At 59.7% G+C, this 18393-nt stretch carries 9 protein-coding genes and 4 pseudogenes; 10 read left to right on the plus strand and 3 right to left on the minus strand.

Translation table 11 applies throughout. The features are described from left to right. The first annotated feature begins 34 nt into the window (after positions 1-34). From AB0323_RS00415 to AB0323_RS00430, 4 genes and pseudogenes are all read left to right on the plus strand, one after another. The gene (locus tag AB0323_RS00415) at positions 35-784 is read left to right on the plus strand and encodes a glucose 1-dehydrogenase (RefSeq protein WP_366175647.1); all 750 of its coding nucleotides are present in this window, start codon (positions 35-37) and stop codon (positions 782-784) included. Positions 785-816: 32 nt separating this feature from the next. Beyond that, a complete protein-coding gene (locus AB0323_RS00420; RefSeq protein ID WP_366175648.1) occupies positions 817-1743 on the plus strand; it encodes an alpha/beta hydrolase in 927 nt (308 codons plus the stop codon). Beyond that, positions 1740-2585 carry an alpha/beta hydrolase gene (locus AB0323_RS00425; protein WP_366175649.1) on the plus strand — a complete coding sequence of 282 codons (846 nt, stop codon included), beginning with the start codon at positions 1740-1742 and terminating at the stop codon, positions 2583-2585. Before AB0323_RS00420 ends, AB0323_RS00425 begins: the two co-directional genes overlap by 4 nt. A gap of 1758 nt (positions 2586-4343) precedes the next feature. Next, positions 4344-4864, plus strand: a pseudogene (locus AB0323_RS00430) (hypothetical protein). Positions 4865-4975: 111 nt separating this feature from the next. On the opposite strand, the pseudogene serC reads toward AB0323_RS00430, so the two are convergent. Next, a pseudogene (gene serC, locus AB0323_RS00435) lies at positions 4976-6105 on the minus strand (phosphoserine transaminase). A 318-nt stretch (positions 6106-6423) separates the two neighbouring features. On the opposite strand from serC, the pseudogene AB0323_RS00440 reads away from it, so the two are divergent. The 3 genes and pseudogenes from AB0323_RS00440 to AB0323_RS00450 all read left to right on the plus strand — a co-directional run. Continuing rightward, positions 6424-8094: pseudogene (locus AB0323_RS00440) on the plus strand (AMP-binding protein); the annotation flags it as partial. A 51-nt stretch (positions 8095-8145) separates the two neighbouring features. After that, the gene (locus AB0323_RS00445) at positions 8146-10191 is read left to right on the plus strand and encodes an NADPH-dependent 2,4-dienoyl-CoA reductase (protein ID WP_366175858.1); all 2046 of its coding nucleotides are present in this window, start codon (positions 8146-8148) and stop codon (positions 10189-10191) included. A gap of 256 nt (positions 10192-10447) precedes the next feature. Further along, on the plus strand, positions 10448-11623 hold the full coding sequence (locus AB0323_RS00450; RefSeq protein ID WP_366175650.1) for an acyl-CoA dehydrogenase family protein: 1176 nt from the start codon (positions 10448-10450) through the stop codon (positions 11621-11623). Positions 11624-13123: 1500 nt separating this feature from the next. Here AB0323_RS00450 and AB0323_RS00455 read toward each other — a convergent pair. Together AB0323_RS00455 and AB0323_RS00460 are read right to left on the minus strand one after the other, a co-directional pair. Further along, positions 13124-13669 carry an MFS transporter gene (locus AB0323_RS00455; RefSeq protein WP_366175651.1) on the minus strand — a complete coding sequence of 182 codons (546 nt, stop codon included), beginning with the start codon at positions 13667-13669 and terminating at the stop codon, positions 13124-13126. Between the two features lie 27 nt (positions 13670-13696). After that, positions 13697-14424, minus strand: a pseudogene (locus AB0323_RS00460) (MFS transporter). Positions 14425-14812: 388 nt separating this feature from the next. On the opposite strand from AB0323_RS00460, the gene AB0323_RS00465 reads away from it, so the two are divergent. The 3 genes from AB0323_RS00465 to AB0323_RS00475 all read left to right on the plus strand — a co-directional run bounded on the left by AB0323_RS00465 (position 14813) and on the right by AB0323_RS00475 (position 18233). Beyond that, positions 14813-15607 (plus strand): enoyl-CoA hydratase-related protein, encoded by a 795-nt coding sequence (locus AB0323_RS00465; protein WP_366175652.1) that lies wholly within the window; start codon positions 14813-14815, stop codon positions 15605-15607. A 9-nt stretch (positions 15608-15616) separates the two neighbouring features. Further along, positions 15617-16357 carry an SDR family oxidoreductase gene (locus AB0323_RS00470; protein WP_366175653.1) on the plus strand — a complete coding sequence of 247 codons (741 nt, stop codon included), beginning with the start codon at positions 15617-15619 and terminating at the stop codon, positions 16355-16357. A gap of 244 nt (positions 16358-16601) precedes the next feature. Then, positions 16602-18233: an AMP-binding protein gene (locus AB0323_RS00475; protein ID WP_366175859.1), complete on the plus strand. Its 1632-nt coding sequence runs from the start codon at positions 16602-16604 to the stop codon at positions 18231-18233. Positions 18234-18393: the final 160 nt, after the last annotated feature.

Consider the following 18393-nt stretch of genomic DNA (forward strand, 5'->3'; position numbering starts at 1 on the left):
GCCCACTGTGCAGCACAACGACAAAGGAGTCACAATGAACGACATCTCCCACCCTCGAGTTGCTCTCGTCACGGGCGGCGGATCCGGCATCGGTCGGGCCATCGCAATTCGATTGGCTACTGACGGCTTCGACGTCGCCGTGAACGACATCTCAGAAGAGAGCGCCAACGCCGTTGTCAAAGAAATCCAAACGCGTGGGCGTCGAGGCTTCGTTTCTCTTGGTGATGTCACCAAAATGGATGAGATTAGTGCGGTCGTTACAAGCGCGGCCGAACACCTCGGTCGCCTAGATGTAACTGTCGCCAACGCTGGCATCGCCGCTATCGAAAGTTTCCTCGACGTGTCCCCGGATTCTTGGGACCGAATGTTCGCGATCAACACCAAGGGCGTCTTCTTGACATGGCAGGCAGCGGCCCGCCACTACATCGCTGAGGGCCACGGCGGAAAGCTGCTGGCGACGGCCTCACAGGCAGCCTTTAGGCCGTCGCCCGGCATGCCGGCTTACTCCGCCAGCAAATGGGCTGTCCGCGGCCTTACCCAGGCCGTCGCCAATGAACTCGCGCCGCACGGCATCACCGCCAACTCCTGGGCACCCGGAATCGTCAACACGCCGCTGTGGGAGACGGAACGGGACCTGTTCGGCAAGCTCGTAGAGACCATTCCACTCGGGCGGGCGCAAGAGCCTGAGGACGTCGCGGACCTGGCATCCTTCCTTGCCTCTCCGCAGTCCGACTACATCACAGGGCAAACCATCATCGCCGACGGCGGAATGCTGTACTCCTGAGCCGACCCCTAAAGAAACTGCAAGGACGCCACATGAACTCCAAACCCACCCTAGCGCCGCCAGAACAGCTGGCTAATCTCCCGCAAACCGAAGGCCTTGCCCGAAACGGCGATGTGAACATCCACTATCGCACCTACGGTTCCGGCCCGGCACTCGTACTTCAGCACGGCTTCCCGGACAACGAGTTCGGCTGGTGGAATCAGATTCTTGACCTGGCTCGCGACCATCTCGTCATAACACCCACGTTGCGCGGCTACCCACCCAGCAGCGTTCCGGAAAATGTTGGGCGATACATGATCCCGGAACTCGCGACGGACATTGGCGCGGTTCTCGACCACCTCGGACTCGAGAAGGCCGTACTGGTTGGTCACGACTGGGGAGGTGTCATCCTCCAAGCCTTCGCTCTGTTCAACAGCGACAGAGTCACCGGTCTGGCATTCCTGAATACTCCAGTACTCCAACCCTTCATACACCATGTCAATCACGACGTGCACCAGCAAGAACTATCTGATTACACCATCGCCTACCAGCGGTTCCAGGAAGGCGACGAGAAGAACATCGAGTACATCACCCGCTTCATTCGCGACCCCCAACGGCGCCAGGACGTCACCGAATACCTCGAGGCATCACCGATGCACGGCATGCTCGCTTATTACAAGATGGGCTACCCAAGACCTCCCTATGGGGCACCAGATCCGGAAGATGTTTCCTCCTTTGTGTATCAGGTCCCCTCACTGATTCTGTGGGGTCTGGAAGACCCATATTTCGACGCGGCGCACCTCAACAATCTATGGAACTGGTTCACCCTCTCCTACCGATTCGTAAGCATCCCCGGCGCAGGCCACTGGGTACACCAGGACGCTCCCGGCAAGGTAAACGCTGAACTTCGTTCCTGGCTGCGAGACCTTAACGAACCTCCCTTCGTCACCACCCCCAACCCGGAAGGACCCACCCTTTGAGCACTTACCACGCCGAGACAATTGAGACGTCCTACATCCAGGGCACGCTTGCCCGTTACGGCTACCGCGAATACGGTGTCGAAGGGAGCAGCCCACTGCTGCTCCTAAACCGCTACCGGGCAACCCTGGACGACTGGGACCCCTTGCTGCTGGACCTGCTCGCAGCCAAACTCCGCATCATCATCCTCGATAATGTCGGCGTCGGATACACCGACGGCACCGCCCCCGACACGATCGCCGAAATGGGCCTCGGCGTGATCGACTTCCTCAACGCGAAGGGCTTGGGCCGTGTACACCTGCTCGGCTGGTCAATGGGCGGCTTCATCGCACAACTGCTGGCCGCGGACTGTCCTGACCGCTTCGAGACCGTCACCATCGCCGGCAGCGGTCCAGGCGAGCCGAGTATCCGCCCCGCCGAGAGCGAGCGCTCCATCGCGATCCGCGGCAAGGCCGAACCCGAGATCGAGGACATCCTCTACCTCTTCTTCCCCGATACCGACGGGGGGCGAGCCGCGGGCGCGGAGGTCCTCGGGCGTAGCTATAACCGCGCTGACGGAATCACCAAGGAGGTCAAAAAAGAATCCTGGCTCAACCAAAATGCGGCGATCCAGCGCTGGAACAGCGGCGAGGACTCAGGATGGAACCTTCTGCCTGGCATCACCACCGTCCCTCTTATGGTCGCCAACGGCACCCAGGACGTCATGGAAGATGTCCAGCAGACCATTGCCATGGCCCGCCGTATTCCGAATGGAGTCACCGCAATTTTCGCCGACGCAGGACATGCCTTCCTTTTCCAGCACGCCCACCGATTCAGCCAACTCCTCGTTGGCTTCACCTCATAACCGACGGCGGGGTTCTATCTCACTGACCGGGGACCTGCAGGCTGCGATAATGTGCAGGCCCCGGCTTGTCGACTCTAGCTGCGCGGGAGCTGTCAGGCTCAGGACGCAGCGGCTATAACTTCCACAAACGGCCGCTAGACCAACTACGCCTCGGCAAGTTAGCAAGGCCATCGCCTGGGGCAACCAACGAACTCACCGGGTACGCGTACAGCTTCAGCTTTCTCCTAGAAAGGATCACTGGTGTGCTTCAGGTCATCCGTTCTAGCTTGAAATCCGACTTCGGTACATCGGAGTTTCCAGCGTTGCGGCAAACATCCTCTGGGAAAAAGTTCGCTGCGTTCAAGCCCTACCCCTCCAACACCCCAAAAAGGTTCAACGAACCGCCGCGCCAGAGCGACTGCTGAGCAGCAGTTCTGCCGGAAGACCTGGAATATTGACCCCTACAGACCCCAGCAACAGGGTCGGTCGCGACGGTGGTGTCGCGAAGCCCACGCACGTTCTTTTAATTGGGGCAAAACCCGCTGTCACAATCCATTACACCAGAATTGAAGATAAACAATGATTGCCACTGCCCTCGGGAACAGCGTGAAGATAAGTGTAACCACCCGTCAAGAAATGGACCTAAAGATTCAAGAAAGCGTGGCGCTTCTCGTAGAACGCGCAGCAACATTCAAGGACAGGGGAATACTTGTTACCCGGCACACTGACTGTGACTTCACGCTGGGACTAGATAGCACGATCTCTTACGGAGAAACACGGGAAATCGATCGGCGCCATTGACGAACTAGGCGCCTTGGCGCCTGCCTCCGAGAACGGTCTGCGTTGAAGTGATACCGGAGCTCTAGACAGGTACCCCGCAAGATTACCATTGGCGACGAATCCGAAGCCGGCAGGTCTTGGTTGCTTCTAAGCCTACGACGTCACGATACTGTTCCCCGGCCCTTCCGTAACCGATGTGGCAAGAACGGCCTACGAAACCATGCCGACCTCGACGTCAGACACCGCAAAGTTCGAAGAGCTTCGGCACCAGCTCGGGGACAACCTGCACTTCATGAAAGTCTTGAGCAGTTCGTCCCGCGGCGGAGGCCTGGTCCCAGCACTAGCGTGGGCGTACACGCTAGTGCTGAACGGCAGCGGATATACCGATCACGACTCATTTTTCTCGGGCACCCAATAGTTCCGAACTGCTAAACCACGGACGCGCCGATCCAGGCAAGTGCGCGGTGAATGACAGTTCATACGAACATCGCGCCGGAGCAGGGCCGCCAACGCCGTCTACCAGGGGCGTCCGCAGCAGCGAGAGTCCATAGGGCTCCCGTGAGAAGGCTAACGCGATTAAGGTTTAGGCTCTCCGATCAAAGGCAACGGCGCGAATGTGCATCCCTGCACTCGTGCGCGGCTCACGAAAAACGCAGATTGCCGGCCCGTGCATGTTTGCCGAGTGCGTACATCGGCAAGTAGGCAATGACGCTGGAAAGGATCGAGGCGGGCTATTCATTTGCTACAGGAGACTTTACTGGGCCCGCATCGCTATTTGGAGTGCGAGGTACGTCAACGCCTCGGGGTAAATATGTAAACAACGCCGGTCGAGAACACCCCGCAGATTGATGTATTCGCTTTCCCGTTCAAACGCCCGAGGAATTTCAGTGCACCCGGTCAGATTTGACACTAAATAAGAAGAAACACCCCACGATCGGGGGCAGCGCGGCTACCGGCAAGGACTACGTCCACGCCAGATCCGCATGATGTCCCTTGGGGGTGCGATCGGCGCGCGGCTGTCCCTCAGAGCCGGCGGCCAATTCGCAGTCGCCGGTTCTTGCATACGCTTCATGCGGAGTTTTCGCCTACTTCATCCTGAGAGCATTGGGAGAGCTGATCAACGATCGTCCATTCTCCGGTTCCTATGTGTCATACGCGACCGAGTGCGTGGGCCAGAAATGCAGCATTATTGCCGGATGGCCGCAGTTCTTTTATGGAGCACGGCCGGGACCGCAGACGTCACGGCAGTTGCCTTGTACGCCCATTACTGGACCGCTTTCTCCGCTGTTCCGCAATGGGTCCTCGCTGGGATCCCCCTTGTAGCCGTGCTCGGTTTGAATCTCTTGGCCGTCAAGGTTTTCGGCGAAATGGAGTTCAGACTTGCCCTGATCAAGGTGGTTGCGCTCACGGCTTTCCTCGTCATCGGTACCCTGGTGTTGGCGTTTGCCTTGCGTTTGCACGCGGGCGGAGCGTCGGCGACGATAAGAGAAAGAGGGGGTCGGGCTGCACCAGCGGCGTAGCCCGGACCCCCTTCTCGGCCGGCGTCCGGCCGGTCATTCGTTTCACTTCTGCTGAGCCAGCGTTCAACCTATGCGATACTCCAGGACGGCGGGCGACGCCGTCTATCGTTGTCACAGACGCAGCTCGCCCACCACGTAATCGATGCTGGACAGCAATGCCGAGACGTCGTCTGGGTCGATGGCCACGAACGTGGCGATGCGCAACTGGTTGCGCCCCAACTTGCGGGTATGGCTCGGTGTCCACGATGCCATTGGCGCGCAAAATCTTGGCCAAAGCGCCGGCGTCTACCCTCTCGTCAAAGTCGATGGTGGCGACAACATTGGACCGCTCGTCGGGGTTGGTAACGAAGGGAGTGGCGAACTCGGAGGCATCTGCCCAACGGTAGATCCTTCCGGCGGATTCGGCTGTACGCGCCGCGGCGAAATCCAGGCCGCCGCAGGTGTTGAGCCACTGTACTTGAGCATCAACGGTCACCAGAGTAGACAGCGAGGGGGTGCTGTACGTCTGGTTCAACCGCGAGTTGTCGATGGCTGCCCTCATATCCAGGAAGTCCGGGATCCAGCGTCCACTGGCCTTGATGCGCTCGGCGCGCTCCAGCGCCGTCGGAGAGAAGAGCCCCAGCCACAGGCCACCGTCGGAAGCAAAGTTTTTTGGGGGGCGAAGTAGTAGACGTCGCTCTCGGCAACGTCAACGTCCAAACCGCCAGCAGCCGAGGTGGCGTCTATCAGCACGAGCGCACCCTCATCAGCTCCGGCCACACGCTTTACGGGTGCAACGACTCCCGTGGACGTCTCGTTCTGCGGCCACGCATAGACATCGGCGCCGACCTCAGCCTGCGCTGCCGGACGAGTGCCGGCGGTTGAGGTAATGATGGTGGACGCTTCCAGGAATGGTGCCCTGTCGGTGGTGATGCAAACTTCCGGCTGAACTCACCAAAGGATAGGTGCTGGGCCTTTTTCTCTACGAGGCCAAATGTTGCGACATCCCAGAAGGCTGTCGCCCCGCCCAGGCCCAGGCCCACCTCATAACCCTCGGGAGCGCGGAACAGCTGGCTCACGCCTTCGCGCACGGAACCAACCAGATTCTTGACCGGGGCCTGTCGATGTGAGGTGCCGATGATTGCTGTGGACGCCTGAGACAAGGCATGAATCTGTTCCGGCCGGACTTTGGACGGGCCTGAGCCAAACCGCCCGTCCTTGGAAAGGAGTTCGGCGGGGACTGCGATGCAGGTCTTGCTCACAGGTGCTCCAATGCGGGATATGACTTTGCTCCGGGCGGGGTTACAGACTAAGGGGTCGCCCGGACGCGGAAACCAGTTCTCCCTGATTACGCTCCGGGCAGCAACAGACTCTACACCCAGATTCCCTTCTGGAGTCGCCTCATCAGGTTGCTATCCGACGCAACAGGCGGTTTATCGACCGGCTGGTTGACACTGTGATGTGTGGCACTTACCTTTGAAGCAATGACAGGCGTGTGAGAACAGGTGACTAAATCCCTGAGCAAATCACGTGAATGTTCTGGTTCTATTCGCGCATCGCGATTCAAGGAGGAGTCCGCTATGACATCAAATGAGGTACGTGAACCGCTGGAATTTCCTGACCCGCAGACGGTTCCAAGTCTGGGCCGAACGGTTACGGCAGCCTTGGAACCAGTTCTCGCCCCGGATTACCGGGACCGGGGCTGGTGGCGGGACCGTACTGTCATCGATGACTTCCTCGAGCATGCACAGAACCAGCCGGAGAAAACCGCAATTATCTCTCATCACTCTGACGGGGCTGTCGAAACATTCACCTTTGGGGAATTGGCGGGACTCGTCGACCAGTACGCAGCCGCTCTCTTGAGCTTAGGCGTCCGCCCCGGAGAGGTTGTGTCCTTCCAGCTGCCGAACTGGTGGCAATTCACTGCTCTGCACTTGGCCTGCGGCCGTATCGGCGCCGTTACCAACGCGATATTACCCATCCTCCGCCGCCGTGAGGTCGCCTTTATCTGTGAACGCCTCCAGTCCCGCGTATTGATCACCCCGGCGGTCTTCCGGGACTTCGATTACGCGAAGATGGCCTCGGAGGTGGCGGCCAGCGTGCCCTCCCTCGAGTGCGTCTTCGCCATTAGCCCTCCGTCTGGGGCGGCACTTCCCGACGGCGTAGCAGACTTCAACGTCTACTTTGAGGATCCCCGCCACACTCAAGCCCATCCAGCAGCCGATCTCGAAGCCCTGAGGCCCGATCCGGATCAGGTGGCGCAGGTCCAGTTCACTTCCGGGACAACCGGTGAGCCCAAGGGTGCCGTCCATACATGGAACACTGTCTTCGCAGGAATGCGTCCTTCATACGAGGCTGTAGGCCTCGGCTCCAATGACGTACTCCTGGCCTTCTCCCCCATGGCCCACACGGTAGGTTTCTACTTCGGGGTCACGATGCCAATCTGCTACGGCATGACCGCGGTTCTTCAGGACACCTGGGACCCGGTGGTCGCCCTTCGGCTGATCAGAGACCACGGAGTAACGTGGACGATGGCCGCCACGCCGTTTCTCTTGGATTTGTGCAACGCCGTTGGCCCGGAGGGCGTCCAGACGAGTCTGCGACGCATTAGCTCCGCCGGGGCACCCATACCCCCGCCGCTCGTCGAACGTGTGCGCAAAAGCCTGGGGGCGAAGCTCTTTTCTGTTTGGGGTATGACAGAAGTCGGCGCCATCACCTCGACCTTGGCCTCGGATGACCCCGAGCAGGCTGCGGCCTCAGACGGGGTCCCGCAGGAGTGGAACCAGCTGAAAATCATTGACGGGGCTGAGCAGGAGTTGCCCCGGGGTACCGTCGGCAGACTGGTGGTGCGAGGAGCGTCGATGCTGGTCGGTTATCACCAACGTCCGGACCTGTTCGCTGCCTCATTCACATCAGACGGTTGGTTTGACACGGGGGACCTGGCACGAATGGACGACCGGGGCTACGTTCGGCTTAGCGGCCGGGTTAAGGACATCGTTGTGCGCGGAGGCGAAAACATTCCCGTCGTTGAAATCGAGGGTGAGCTGCTCAGACATGCAAAGATCAAGGAAGTCGCTGTGGTTGGCGTGCCCGACGAGCGGCTCGGAGAACGAGCAGCCGCCGTGGTTGTCCCTGCCGACCATAGCAAGCCTCCTACCCTGCCGGAGCTAACCACCTTCCTCGAAGTGTGCGGAATGGCTAAGCATTTCTGGCCCGAGTACCTGGTCGTGGTTGATGAACTACCCCGCACCGCGACCGGAAAGATCCAGAAATTCCGCGTCCGGGACCTTATTTCCGGACGAATCGGAAACTCGAATGCTTACGAGAACCTGCAGGCACCTTTGGATCTCGGGTTCCTGACGCTGCGTAACCGAATGATACAAGGGGCGATGCACACTCGGCTGGAAACATTGGATCGGCCCAAGGAACGCCTGGTGGAGTTCTACCGGGCTCGCGCCAAGGGCGAGATTGGGCTCATTCTAACCGGCGGCTATGCCCCGCACCCCGATGGCCGGATGGATCCGGACAGCGGTGTTCTTGACACCCCGGAATCCATTGACGCCCACGGGCATCGAGAAATCTGCGAGGCCGTGCACGCCGAGGGCGCGGCGATCGTGCTGCAGATACTGCATGCCGGCCGGTATGCAAAAGTCCCCGGATGTGTGGGGCCGTCAGGCGTACGCGCCAGGATTAACAAATTCACACCCCGCCCACTTGAAACTGAGGAGGTGTGGCAGCTCGTCAATGATTTCGCCAACACCGCTGCCCTTGCGCGTGAAGCTGGGTATGACGGCGTCGAGATCATGGGGTCCGAGGGGTACCTGATCAACGAGTTCACGGCCCGGCGAACCAATGACCGGTCCGATGAATTTGGAGGAGACCTGGACGGACGTCTGCGCCTCCCGATCGAAATTGTTCGAGCCGTCCGTGAACGTGTCGGTAAGGACTTCCTGGTTATTTACAGGATCTCCTCCATTGATCTGGTTGAGGACGGCCTCACTAAGGAAGAGATTGCAGAGCTCGCCAGACGCGTTGAGCGCTCCGGCGTGGATATCATCAACACCGGCATTGGCTGGCATGAATCCACTGTCCCGACGATAGCGGCCAGCGTGCCCCGTGCTGCCTGGGCCTTTGCGATTAAGGACATCAAAAACGCGGTCACGGTCCCTGTTATCGCTTCCAACCGGATCAACACCCCCGACAAAGCTGAAGAACTTCTTGCTGACGGTGTGGCCGACCTCATCTCGATGGCCCGACCCCTGCTGGCCGACCCGGATTTCGCACTTAAGGTTCGAACGAACCGGGTCGAGGAGATCTGCACCTGCATCGGTTGCAACCAGGCATGTCTCGACGCCATCTTCACGGACCGACCCGCAACCTGCATGGTCAATCCCCGGGCAGGCCGCGAGATTGATTTCCTTTTGCCCTTGCCCGAGGTACGGAAGCGGATCGCCGTCGTCGGTGCCGGCCCTGCCGGCCTTGCCTACGCCCTCAACGCAGCTGAACGCGGCCACATTGTGACCATTTTCGACCAGGCGCCGGCTATCGGCGGCCAGATAAACATGGCGAAAAATGTACCGGGCAAGACCGAGTTCGGTGAAGCCCTGCGCTATTTCAACGTACGGCTCAACAAACTAGACGTCGACATCCGACTGGGAGCACCCGCTAAGGTAACCGACCTGACGCCAAATAATTTCGATGCGATCGCCCTCGCCACAGGGGTGACCCCTCGCCTGCCTGAGATCCCGGGCATCGACCACCCCAAGGTCATTTCCTACGTGGACGTCCTGACCGGAGCAGCAAACCCCGGTCATAAGGTGGCGATCATAGGGGCAGGAGGAATCGGATACGACGTCGCCGAGTTCCTTCTCGGCGATCCCAAGGAGTCCCTTGTCCCCGACGCTTTCCTTGACGAGTGGAACGTCGACACCAACGGCACCAGTGAGGGCGGGCTCTTGGGCACAAGCCGGCGTGACCGACAGGAACCTCCCCGGCACGAAATCACGATCTTTCAACGCAAGGCTTCACGTATGGGCCGAACCCTTGGAAAATCCACAGGATGGATTCTTCGGTCCCGGCTGCTCCATGCCGGCGTCCGCGAGGTCCCGGGCGTGGTTTACGAAAGCATTGACGAAACGGGGCTACACTACTCCATCGACGGCACAAGCCACGTTCTTGAAGCTGATACCGTCATCATCTGCGCAGGGCAGGACAGCAACCGCAAACTTTTCCACGAACTGACTGAAGCCGGCCTAAGTCCTGTTTTGATTGGAGGGGCGCACACCGCCGCCGAACTCGACGCCGTGGCTGCGATCCATCAGGCAACCCGACTGGCCTGCACCATTTGACCCGGGTGGGATCCCTGGACAGCAGCTTCCACCACGTAAGCGGCTTCGTTCGGACACTTTGCTGATAACGGTGTAGCCGCTTTGTACCAGTGACAGCTGGGAAGTCTGTTTCTTCCATGAGGCTCTCGTGCTGGTAGATGCCTCGGCGTCCATGATTCTGATCTGCAGTGGCACATTCGATTCGAGTATCTTCATGCGGCATTCTCTCCGCAACCCATCCAACGGCTGCACGCCACAAATGATTGGAACCTGCAACATGAACAAAATCGGGCTTTCTGCTCGCCCCACTCTAGAGCTCGTTGATGATTTCATTGAGCGAAAGGTTCGGGAGCGCGGCGAGGCAATGGACCGGACCGGCGAATTCGACAGAGACTTGCTCGACGAGGCGGCAAGCCTCGGTCTGACCGGCATGCTTTTTGACGATTCTCTTAAACCGGACCTCTCGTCCATGCCGTTGGCTCACGACATGGCGGAACGACTTGCGGCGGTTTGCGCACCCCTGGCAATGCAGATCGGTGTGCTCAGGATTGTTGGGTACCTCCTCGCAAGGTACGCGACCCAAGATGTCCAGGACCGCTGGCTGAAGAGTACAACAGAGGGAAAAACGTACGGCTCCTTCGCATTGACAGAACCTCACGCAGGCACGGATCTTCGTTCACTCTCGACCGTTGCGGTCCGCAGCGGAGACACCTACCTCGTGAACGGACGCAAATGCTGGGTGGGCTTCGCTCCCTGTGCCGCCTATGCAATAGTCCTCTGCAAAGAAGGATCTGCCGCCCGTGACGCCAAGACCCTTGCGTTGGTCGTGGATATGGAAAGCCCAGGGGCACGTGGCGTGTGGGGGCCAGAACTCTCAGGATTCCGCGGCATGCCAAACGGCGAACTTTTCTTTGAGAACGTAACCGTCCCGGTTGAGAATGCGCTGAGGGTAGAAGGCTTCGACGGAATGATGGACGGTTTGAATATGGCCCGCATAGAAGCTGCCGCTTACGCCTGTGGCTTATTGCGCGGAGCTTTGGAGGAAGCCGTGTACCGCGCATCCACCCGGAAGGCGTTTGGGGGCAAGATCGCAGACCTGCCCAGCATCCAGATGAAACTCGGACGCATGCGGGCTGCTTACCACACTGCCCGCGAGCTGACACTGAAGGCCTGCAGATCCTATATGGAAGGACGAGGCGGTGACCAGGACCTAATCTCCATCGCCAAGATGACGGCCTCCGACCTGGCCCGCCTGCACACCGACGAGGCTATGCAGATATTTGGAGCGGCGGGAGTAACCCTCCACTCGCGCGTAGAACGGTTGCACAGAGACTCCAAGGCAACACAGATATTCGACGGAACAAGCGAGATTCACGAAACCATGGTGGGCCGCCGCCTTGTGAGCGCCTTCGAGCGCCACTCAGGAAAAGATTTCATAGATCAGTTGGCTTAGTAAAGCGGGCCGCCTTCGTCTCCTGCACACAGTGCCGTGAATTCCTTCGCATTGGTGAGTCCGTGGAAGTTTGGCTCCGTGGGCGACTGTACCGCCATGGACGAGTTGACGCCGTCATGCCCGACGGGACCGGATTTTGGATGGCTGCGGAGGCGGTTCTCCAGCGGGAGTTTACAGACCAGGTCTGCGGTTTTGAGACGTGGGGATAGCACCCGCGCACGAGCGTTCTGCCCAAGTGGTGGCAGGAATAATTCAGGACCAACACGCGTGAAATCACGGCACGCACTGCGCCATCCCCGGTCGGTTGCCCAGGTGTTCACCTCATACAACACAGCCCGGAGGATCGAATGGGACCTTGCCCTTGTGGCGAGCACCCCTGAGCTTCAGCTGACACCACGCCAAAGGCGCCAACCGCTGATACGGACCTGGAGGCCCCCAGCCCGTCGGAATTGTCAGGGGATTAGTCTCCCCGCGCGCGTTAGACCGAACCTCACCCCAGGCTCTGAGCCAGACTAAATGGCCTGACCAGGGGCAGGATTGTCATGCGGGAGTGCCTCTGGCACGGCTGCGGTCGGGGACTGTGGGGCTTTCGCCAGCATCGTAAAGGGTCCTTGCGCGGTTTCTTGTGTTCCGGCAGCAACAAAAGGCACCCCGACCGAAAGGATCTGGACCGCGGACCGAATGACCGGCCGTTCAACGTGATCCGCGAAGAGACGCGCTGGCGCTGTCTGCCCCCGCGTGTTGGCCCGCACAAGGTCATCCCCCATCTGGTGACGGCATGGGTTCCGGGCGTCATTAGCACTTTGTAGATGTGCCGCTATCGACCATCCTTGGTCAGTTCCGGCGACGTGCGGCATCGGAAAGGTGGAGCCCCCGATACAATGCGGGGCCAGCTCAAAAGCCATAGCGGCAAACGTCCGGTCGTGACCTTGGTGATGGCCCCTGGCCTCGTGTCGGCGTCATTCAGCACCTTGAAGCATTGCCGGACGGCGCTTACCCAGGGAAGAGCCGCTGCACCGCGACCTTTGATCTCGCTAATATGATGCAATTGCAGCAGGTCCGAGCGGTCTCCCTCCGAAAGGTCCGGCCGTCCCCCCGCGCCAGAATTAACTCCGTCACGCCGGATCAAAGCGGCCGCCTTCCACAATTATGCGAAGCGCCGTTTGCAGCGGCGCCACACTAAACAGCCTGCACCTGGAGATACCCACGCTCCAGGTCCTTTCAACTGGGCCAAACCTTGCCACTGGCATAACCACGTCGGCTGAAGCGTCCCCTACCCCTACCCTGGTTTCAATGTTAGGTACCTGTAATGGACTCGCCCGTCGAGGGACGTCCCTTCACCGGCGAATAGTCCGGGATCTTCGGACGTCAATCGTGCCTCTATTTGAATGGTGTCGATTGCCCTGCGGACGTGATCGGCATCCACAGACCATTGGCCAGAACGAGCCGATGCCCCGCTCCATTCGGGAGCGGGGCATCGTATTGACGTAAACTCTCCGATTAGTCCAGTGTCGCAGGCGCTGTGGACGAGGCCGCCTGCTGGCCATGTGTGAAGAGTTCTCCCACTTTGATTTCTGCTTCCTCCAGCTTCCGCTGGCGGGGGACGACGACCGTTACTATCGCACCGAGCAGGGCAACTCCGGAGAATACGTAAAAGGCAGTCGGGCCGCCGAGCCCGGCTGCGGCCAGCCACCCGCCAATAATGGGGCCAAAGATGCCGCCCAGCCGCCCCATGCTGGCGCAGAAGGCGACACCAGCGGCGCGAGCGTTGGTCGTGTAGTAGTTCGATTGAAAGCCGTAGATGAGGATTTGGGTACCGATAGTGCCTGCGCCGGCAACGCCGATGAACAGAAACAGCAAGGGCAGCGGAAATTGGAAGGTCATTAGCGTCAGGGTGATTCCGGCCAGGATGAAGGTCGCAGCGATAACGCGTTGGGGTCCGCGCTTGTCTGCCAGCCGTGAGCCGATTAGGCAGCCGATCAACGCCCCAAGGTTAAGGATGAGGATGAAGTAAAGCGGGCTGAATTTGTAACCATAGCTCTGCATAATGACACCCAGCCAGGTGTTGAGCCCCTATGTGAGGAGCAACCCGCAGAAGGACATCAGTCCAAGGAGGATGGACGCCGCGGCGAACTGCTTGGAGAGCACGGCTGAGTAGCCGGTCTTCTGGGGAGCAGCACCAACTTGCTTGATTACCTGCTCCTCCAGGAGCGGCACGCCGGTTTTGATGGATAGCTCTTTAGCCCGCGATGTTTTACCCCGGGCCAGCAGCCAGCGGGGGGATTCCGGAAGCTTCCACAGAGCGAGTGGTACGAGGAGCACCAGTGGCGGTATGGCGCCGATCAGAAACAAGCCACGCCATCGGATCTGGTCCAGCAGCAGAATTCCTGCAAGTGCGGCCAATACACCGCCTGCGGCGACTCCACAGTAAACGAGGCTGTTGTAGAACTGTCGCCGGCCGGGGCAAATTCAGCCATGGTGGCGCCCGCGGTGGCAATGGCGATGCCTAGTCCCACGCCCGTGATGAACCGCATCAGCCCGAAGGCAAATACCGATTCCATGTGTGCGGTGATAATCATCCCGATGGAGAACCAGGCGATGCCGCCGATCATGAGCTTCCTACGACCGAAGAAGTCACCGATCGAACCGCAAAACAGTGAGCCGACGAGGACACCGATAAGAGCGTAGGAGCCCACCAGGCCTGCGACGGCTGGGTCGAGGGGGCCAATTTGTGAGGGGTCGGCGAGGAGGCGCGGCAAGGCAACGCCGTAGATGACGAGGTCGTATCCGTCGAACAGCATGGCGCCGAAAATGATGAAGGCCACGAAGTTGGCCGTCTTTTTTCCAGTTGTGGATTAGCCGACACGTCGGTGTGTGGTTGGGACATTTTTCCCGGGTCCTTTCTGGGGCGGATCGTCGAGAGGCCCTTCCTGGAGGGCAGATCCGATGTGGTCCACACCACACTAAGACCCAACGGTCGTTTAATAAACCGGCTAGTCGAACAAATTGCCCGACTCCTGCTAGAGAAAACGCCATTGATCAGGGAGGACTCTATCCATAGTCAAATCGGTTAACCAACCCTTTAGAAGGTTTCTCGACCACACGGTTGAGTTTTTTCGTGATTGAGCCTAATGTGGTGTGCAGCACGTGGAGGTCCAAACCTCCCAACCAATCGATGAGGAGGCGAAAATGAGTGACGTCTATGAGGACATCTGCTATGAAGTCGAGGGGCCCGCTGCGGTCATCACGATCAGCCGCCCGGAGCGTTACAACGCATTCCGCGGGCAGACCGTCGAGGAGCTGATTCATGCGCTCCGAACGGCTTGGGCCGACAAGCAAGTCCGTGCCGTAATTCTTACCGGCGCGGGCGAAAAAGCGTTCTGCAGCGGCGGTGATGTCAAGCAGAAGGCGGAGACGGGCGACTACGGGCCAACAAAGTCAGGGTTATGGGAGGTCGAATACCTCCAGAAAGTAATCCGTGACATGCCAAAACCTGTGATCGCGGCTGTAAATGGCATCGCGATCGGGGGCGGCCACGTGCTCCACGTCGTTTGTGATCTGTCCATTGCGTCCGAGACTGCCCGGTTTGGCCAGGCCGGTCCGCGCGTCGGGTCGTTCGATGCTGGTTACGGAACGGGGTTCCTGGCGCGAGCCATTGGTGAAAAGCGGGCACGCGAAATCTGGTTCCTCTGCCGCCAATATGACGCTGCCCAGGCGCTTGAATGGGGCCTCATCAACAAGGTAGTCCCCGCAGCCGAGCTGATGACGGAAGCCAAAGCCTGGGTAGATGAGATCGCCCAGCTCTCCCCCACGGCCATTCGCTTCCTGAAGGCCGCCTTCAACGCCGACACCGACCACCTGGCTGGCATCGGAAACGTCGCGTTCGCAGGGTTGGACCAGTTCTCGCAGACGGACGAGGGCCATGAGGGTGCCGAGGCATTCACCGAAAAGCGCAAGCCCGATTTCAGCAAGTTCGCCGCATAAGGAGCCACCATGACTTTCGAGAACAAAATTGCACTGGTAACTGGCGCCGCGTCAGGTATTGGCCGGGCTATCGCCCTCAATCTCGGGCAGGCCGGCGCCACCGTAGCTGCCGTTGACCGCAACAAAGGGGGAGCTGCCGAGACGGCTGAAATGATTGGCGACGCGTCAGCGGCGTTCTACGCGGACCTCGGGGACCGCGAGAGCATCCTTGCTCTCCACGATGCCGTCAGCGGCCAGCTGGGCCTTCCGGACATCATTGTAAATGCAGCCGGTTTCGACAGGGTGGAGCCGTTCATGAGCAACGATGCAGACCTGTGGTCGGCACTGGTGGCCGTGAACTTTCTCGGCCCGGTACAGCTCTCCCATGCCTTCCTCAAATCAATCCTTGCGGAGGAGCGGAAGGTTAAGATCATCAACATCGCCAGTGACGCCGGGCGCGTAGGCAGCATGGGTGAGACCGTGTACTCGGGGACCAAGGGAGGTTTGATCGCGTTCACCAAGTCGCTTGCTCGTGAAATGGCCCGATACGGCATCAACGTAAACTGCGTCTGCCCCGGCCCCACGGAGACGCCCTTGTTTGAAACCCTGCCCGAAAAGATTCGCCTGGGACTGGTCAAGGCTATTCCATTCCGCCGGCTCGGAACCCCGGAAGAGGTCGCGGACGCCGTCCAGTTCTTCGCCTCAGATTCGGCTGACTTCGTCACGGGTCAGGTCCTTAGCGTGTCCGGCGGCCTCACCATGGCAGGGTAACCAAACAGGCACTAGGGCAAAAAGCCTTGAACCCAGCCTGCTGACGCATCTACTGATCGGATCCGGCTTCGTCCCGAACTGCTAAGACGCCAGCATTAACGGTAAATCCCTCAGTTATCACAGCACATCAGATGTTTAGCTTTTCCCAAGAGAGGAAAAAAGCATGACCAACGGATCCAGCGCCGATGTCGTCGCTGCCCTCAACCCCGGTGCCACGGCCAGCGTCAAGGCCGTGGCTGCCTCTGTGCGGTCCTACGCCTCAGGCACCTCCGACGTGCCGCTGCTGGGTGAAACTATCGGCGAAAACCTGGACCGTATTGCCTCCGCCTTCCCTAACGCGGACGCGCTCGTCGACATTCCCTCCGGGGGGCGGTGGACCTACACGGAACTCAACGCAGAAGTCAATGCACTCGCAGCGGCGCTCCTGGACCTGGGCCTATGCCCGGGGGACCGCGTGGGAATCTGGGCGCCCAGCAGCCCGGAATGGTTCATGCTGCAGTATGCAACCGCGAGGGTCGGGGTTATCCTCGTCCCCATCAACCCGGCCTACCGCCGGCACGAGCTCGAGTTCGTTCTCAATCACGCCGGTATCAGGATGGTGGTCTCAGCACCGCGTTTCAAGACCTCTGACTACGCGGCCATGCTCTCGGAAGCGCTGCCCAATACCCCCACCGTGGAAAAGGTCGTCTACCTGGACAGCCCAGAGTGGGATGACCTGCTCGAGCGGGGCCGGGCGGCACATTCAACGGACCCCTCCTCCGTCGCCGATATCCAGTCCGCCCTGTCCATGGACGACCCCATCAATATTCAGTACACCTCCGGGACCACCGGCTTCCCCAAGGGTGCAACACTGAGTCACCATGCGGTACTGAACGACGGCTTTTTCATCGGCGAGCTTCTTGGCTATACCGAAATGGACAGGGTTTGCATCCCCGTGCCCTTCTACCACTGCTTTGGTATGGTCATCGGCAATCTTGCAGCCACCAGCCACGGCACCGCCGTGGTCATTCCCGCCCGCTCGTTCGAGCCGGCCGCAACGCTGAACGCGATACAGGCCGAGAGGTGCACCAGCCTGCTGGGCGTTCCGACGATGTTCATCGCCCAACTGGCCCACCCCGACTTCGGAAGCTATGACCTGAACAGCCTCCGGACAGGATCCATGGGTGGGGCGCCCTGTCCTGTGGAGGTGATGAAAAAGATCATCGACCGAATGGGAATTACGGAAATTTCTGTCTGCTACGGCATGACTGAGACCGCTCCTATCTCTATGCTGTCCCGGCGCCACGACAGCCTCGACAAGAGAGTCAATACCGTAGGTCGTGTCATGCCGCACCTCGAGGTGAAGATCATCGACCCCGAAACCGGCAGGACTCTCCCCCGCGGCTTCGCAGGTGAATTCTGTACCAGGGGCTATTCGGTTATGGCCGGCTACTGGAACGACCCTGAACGCACGGCTGAGGCCATCGACGAGCATGGGTGGATGCACTCCGGGGATATCGGCCTTATGGACGATGAAGGCTACGTCGCTATTACAGGCCGGATCAAGGACATGGTCATCAGGGGCGGCGAAAACCTCTACCCCCGGGAGATCGAGGAATTTCTCTACACCCATCCGGACGTTGTTGATGCCCAGGTAGTTGGCGTCCCCGACGCCAAATTGGGAGAAGAGCTTATGGCCTGGGTCAAACTCCGTGAAGGAGCTGAGCCGATGACGGCGGAAACTTTGCGCGCCTACTGCAAGGGCAAACTCGCGCACTTCAAAGTGCCGCGGTATGTCCACGTCGTTGACGAGTTCCCGATGACTGTCACCGGAAAGATCCGGAAGGTGGACATGCGGGAAATCTCCGCCAAGCTCATCGCAGGTCGAACCGCCTGAGCCCGCCCCGCAAGTGATTAATTGAAGCCGCGCGGCGCTATCTCGTTTCCCCGGGGCGTCCAACTCGTGGAGTGGGTGGACCGGTTGGTTGGAAATCTAATAAAAACGCATTTTGCGCTGTGAGGTCCCCCGGCGGGGACGTCGCGGTGCGTCCGACAAG

Origin of the sequence: Arthrobacter sp. NPDC080031 (genome assembly GCF_040702485.1) — a bacterium.
In the GTDB taxonomy this organism is placed as follows: Bacteria; Actinomycetota; Actinomycetes; order Actinomycetales; family Micrococcaceae; genus Arthrobacter.

Coding starts and splice junctions, on each gene's coding strand:
- AB0323_RS00420 (WP_366175648.1), top strand. CDS start 817: ATGAACTCCAAACCCACCCTAGCGCCGCCAGAACAGCTGGCTAATCTC.
- AB0323_RS00470 (WP_366175653.1), top strand. CDS start 15,617: ATGACTTTCGAGAACAAAATTGCACTGGTAACTGGCGCCGCGTCAGGT.
- AB0323_RS00415 (WP_366175647.1), top strand. CDS start 35: ATGAACGACATCTCCCACCCTCGAGTTGCTCTCGTCACGGGCGGCGGA.
- AB0323_RS00465 (WP_366175652.1), top strand. CDS start 14,813: ATGAGTGACGTCTATGAGGACATCTGCTATGAAGTCGAGGGGCCCGCT.
- AB0323_RS00455 (WP_366175651.1), bottom strand. CDS start 13,669: ATGCAGAGCTATGGTTACAAATTCAGCCCGCTTTACTTCATCCTCATC.
- AB0323_RS00450 (WP_366175650.1), top strand. CDS start 10,448: ATGAACAAAATCGGGCTTTCTGCTCGCCCCACTCTAGAGCTCGTTGAT.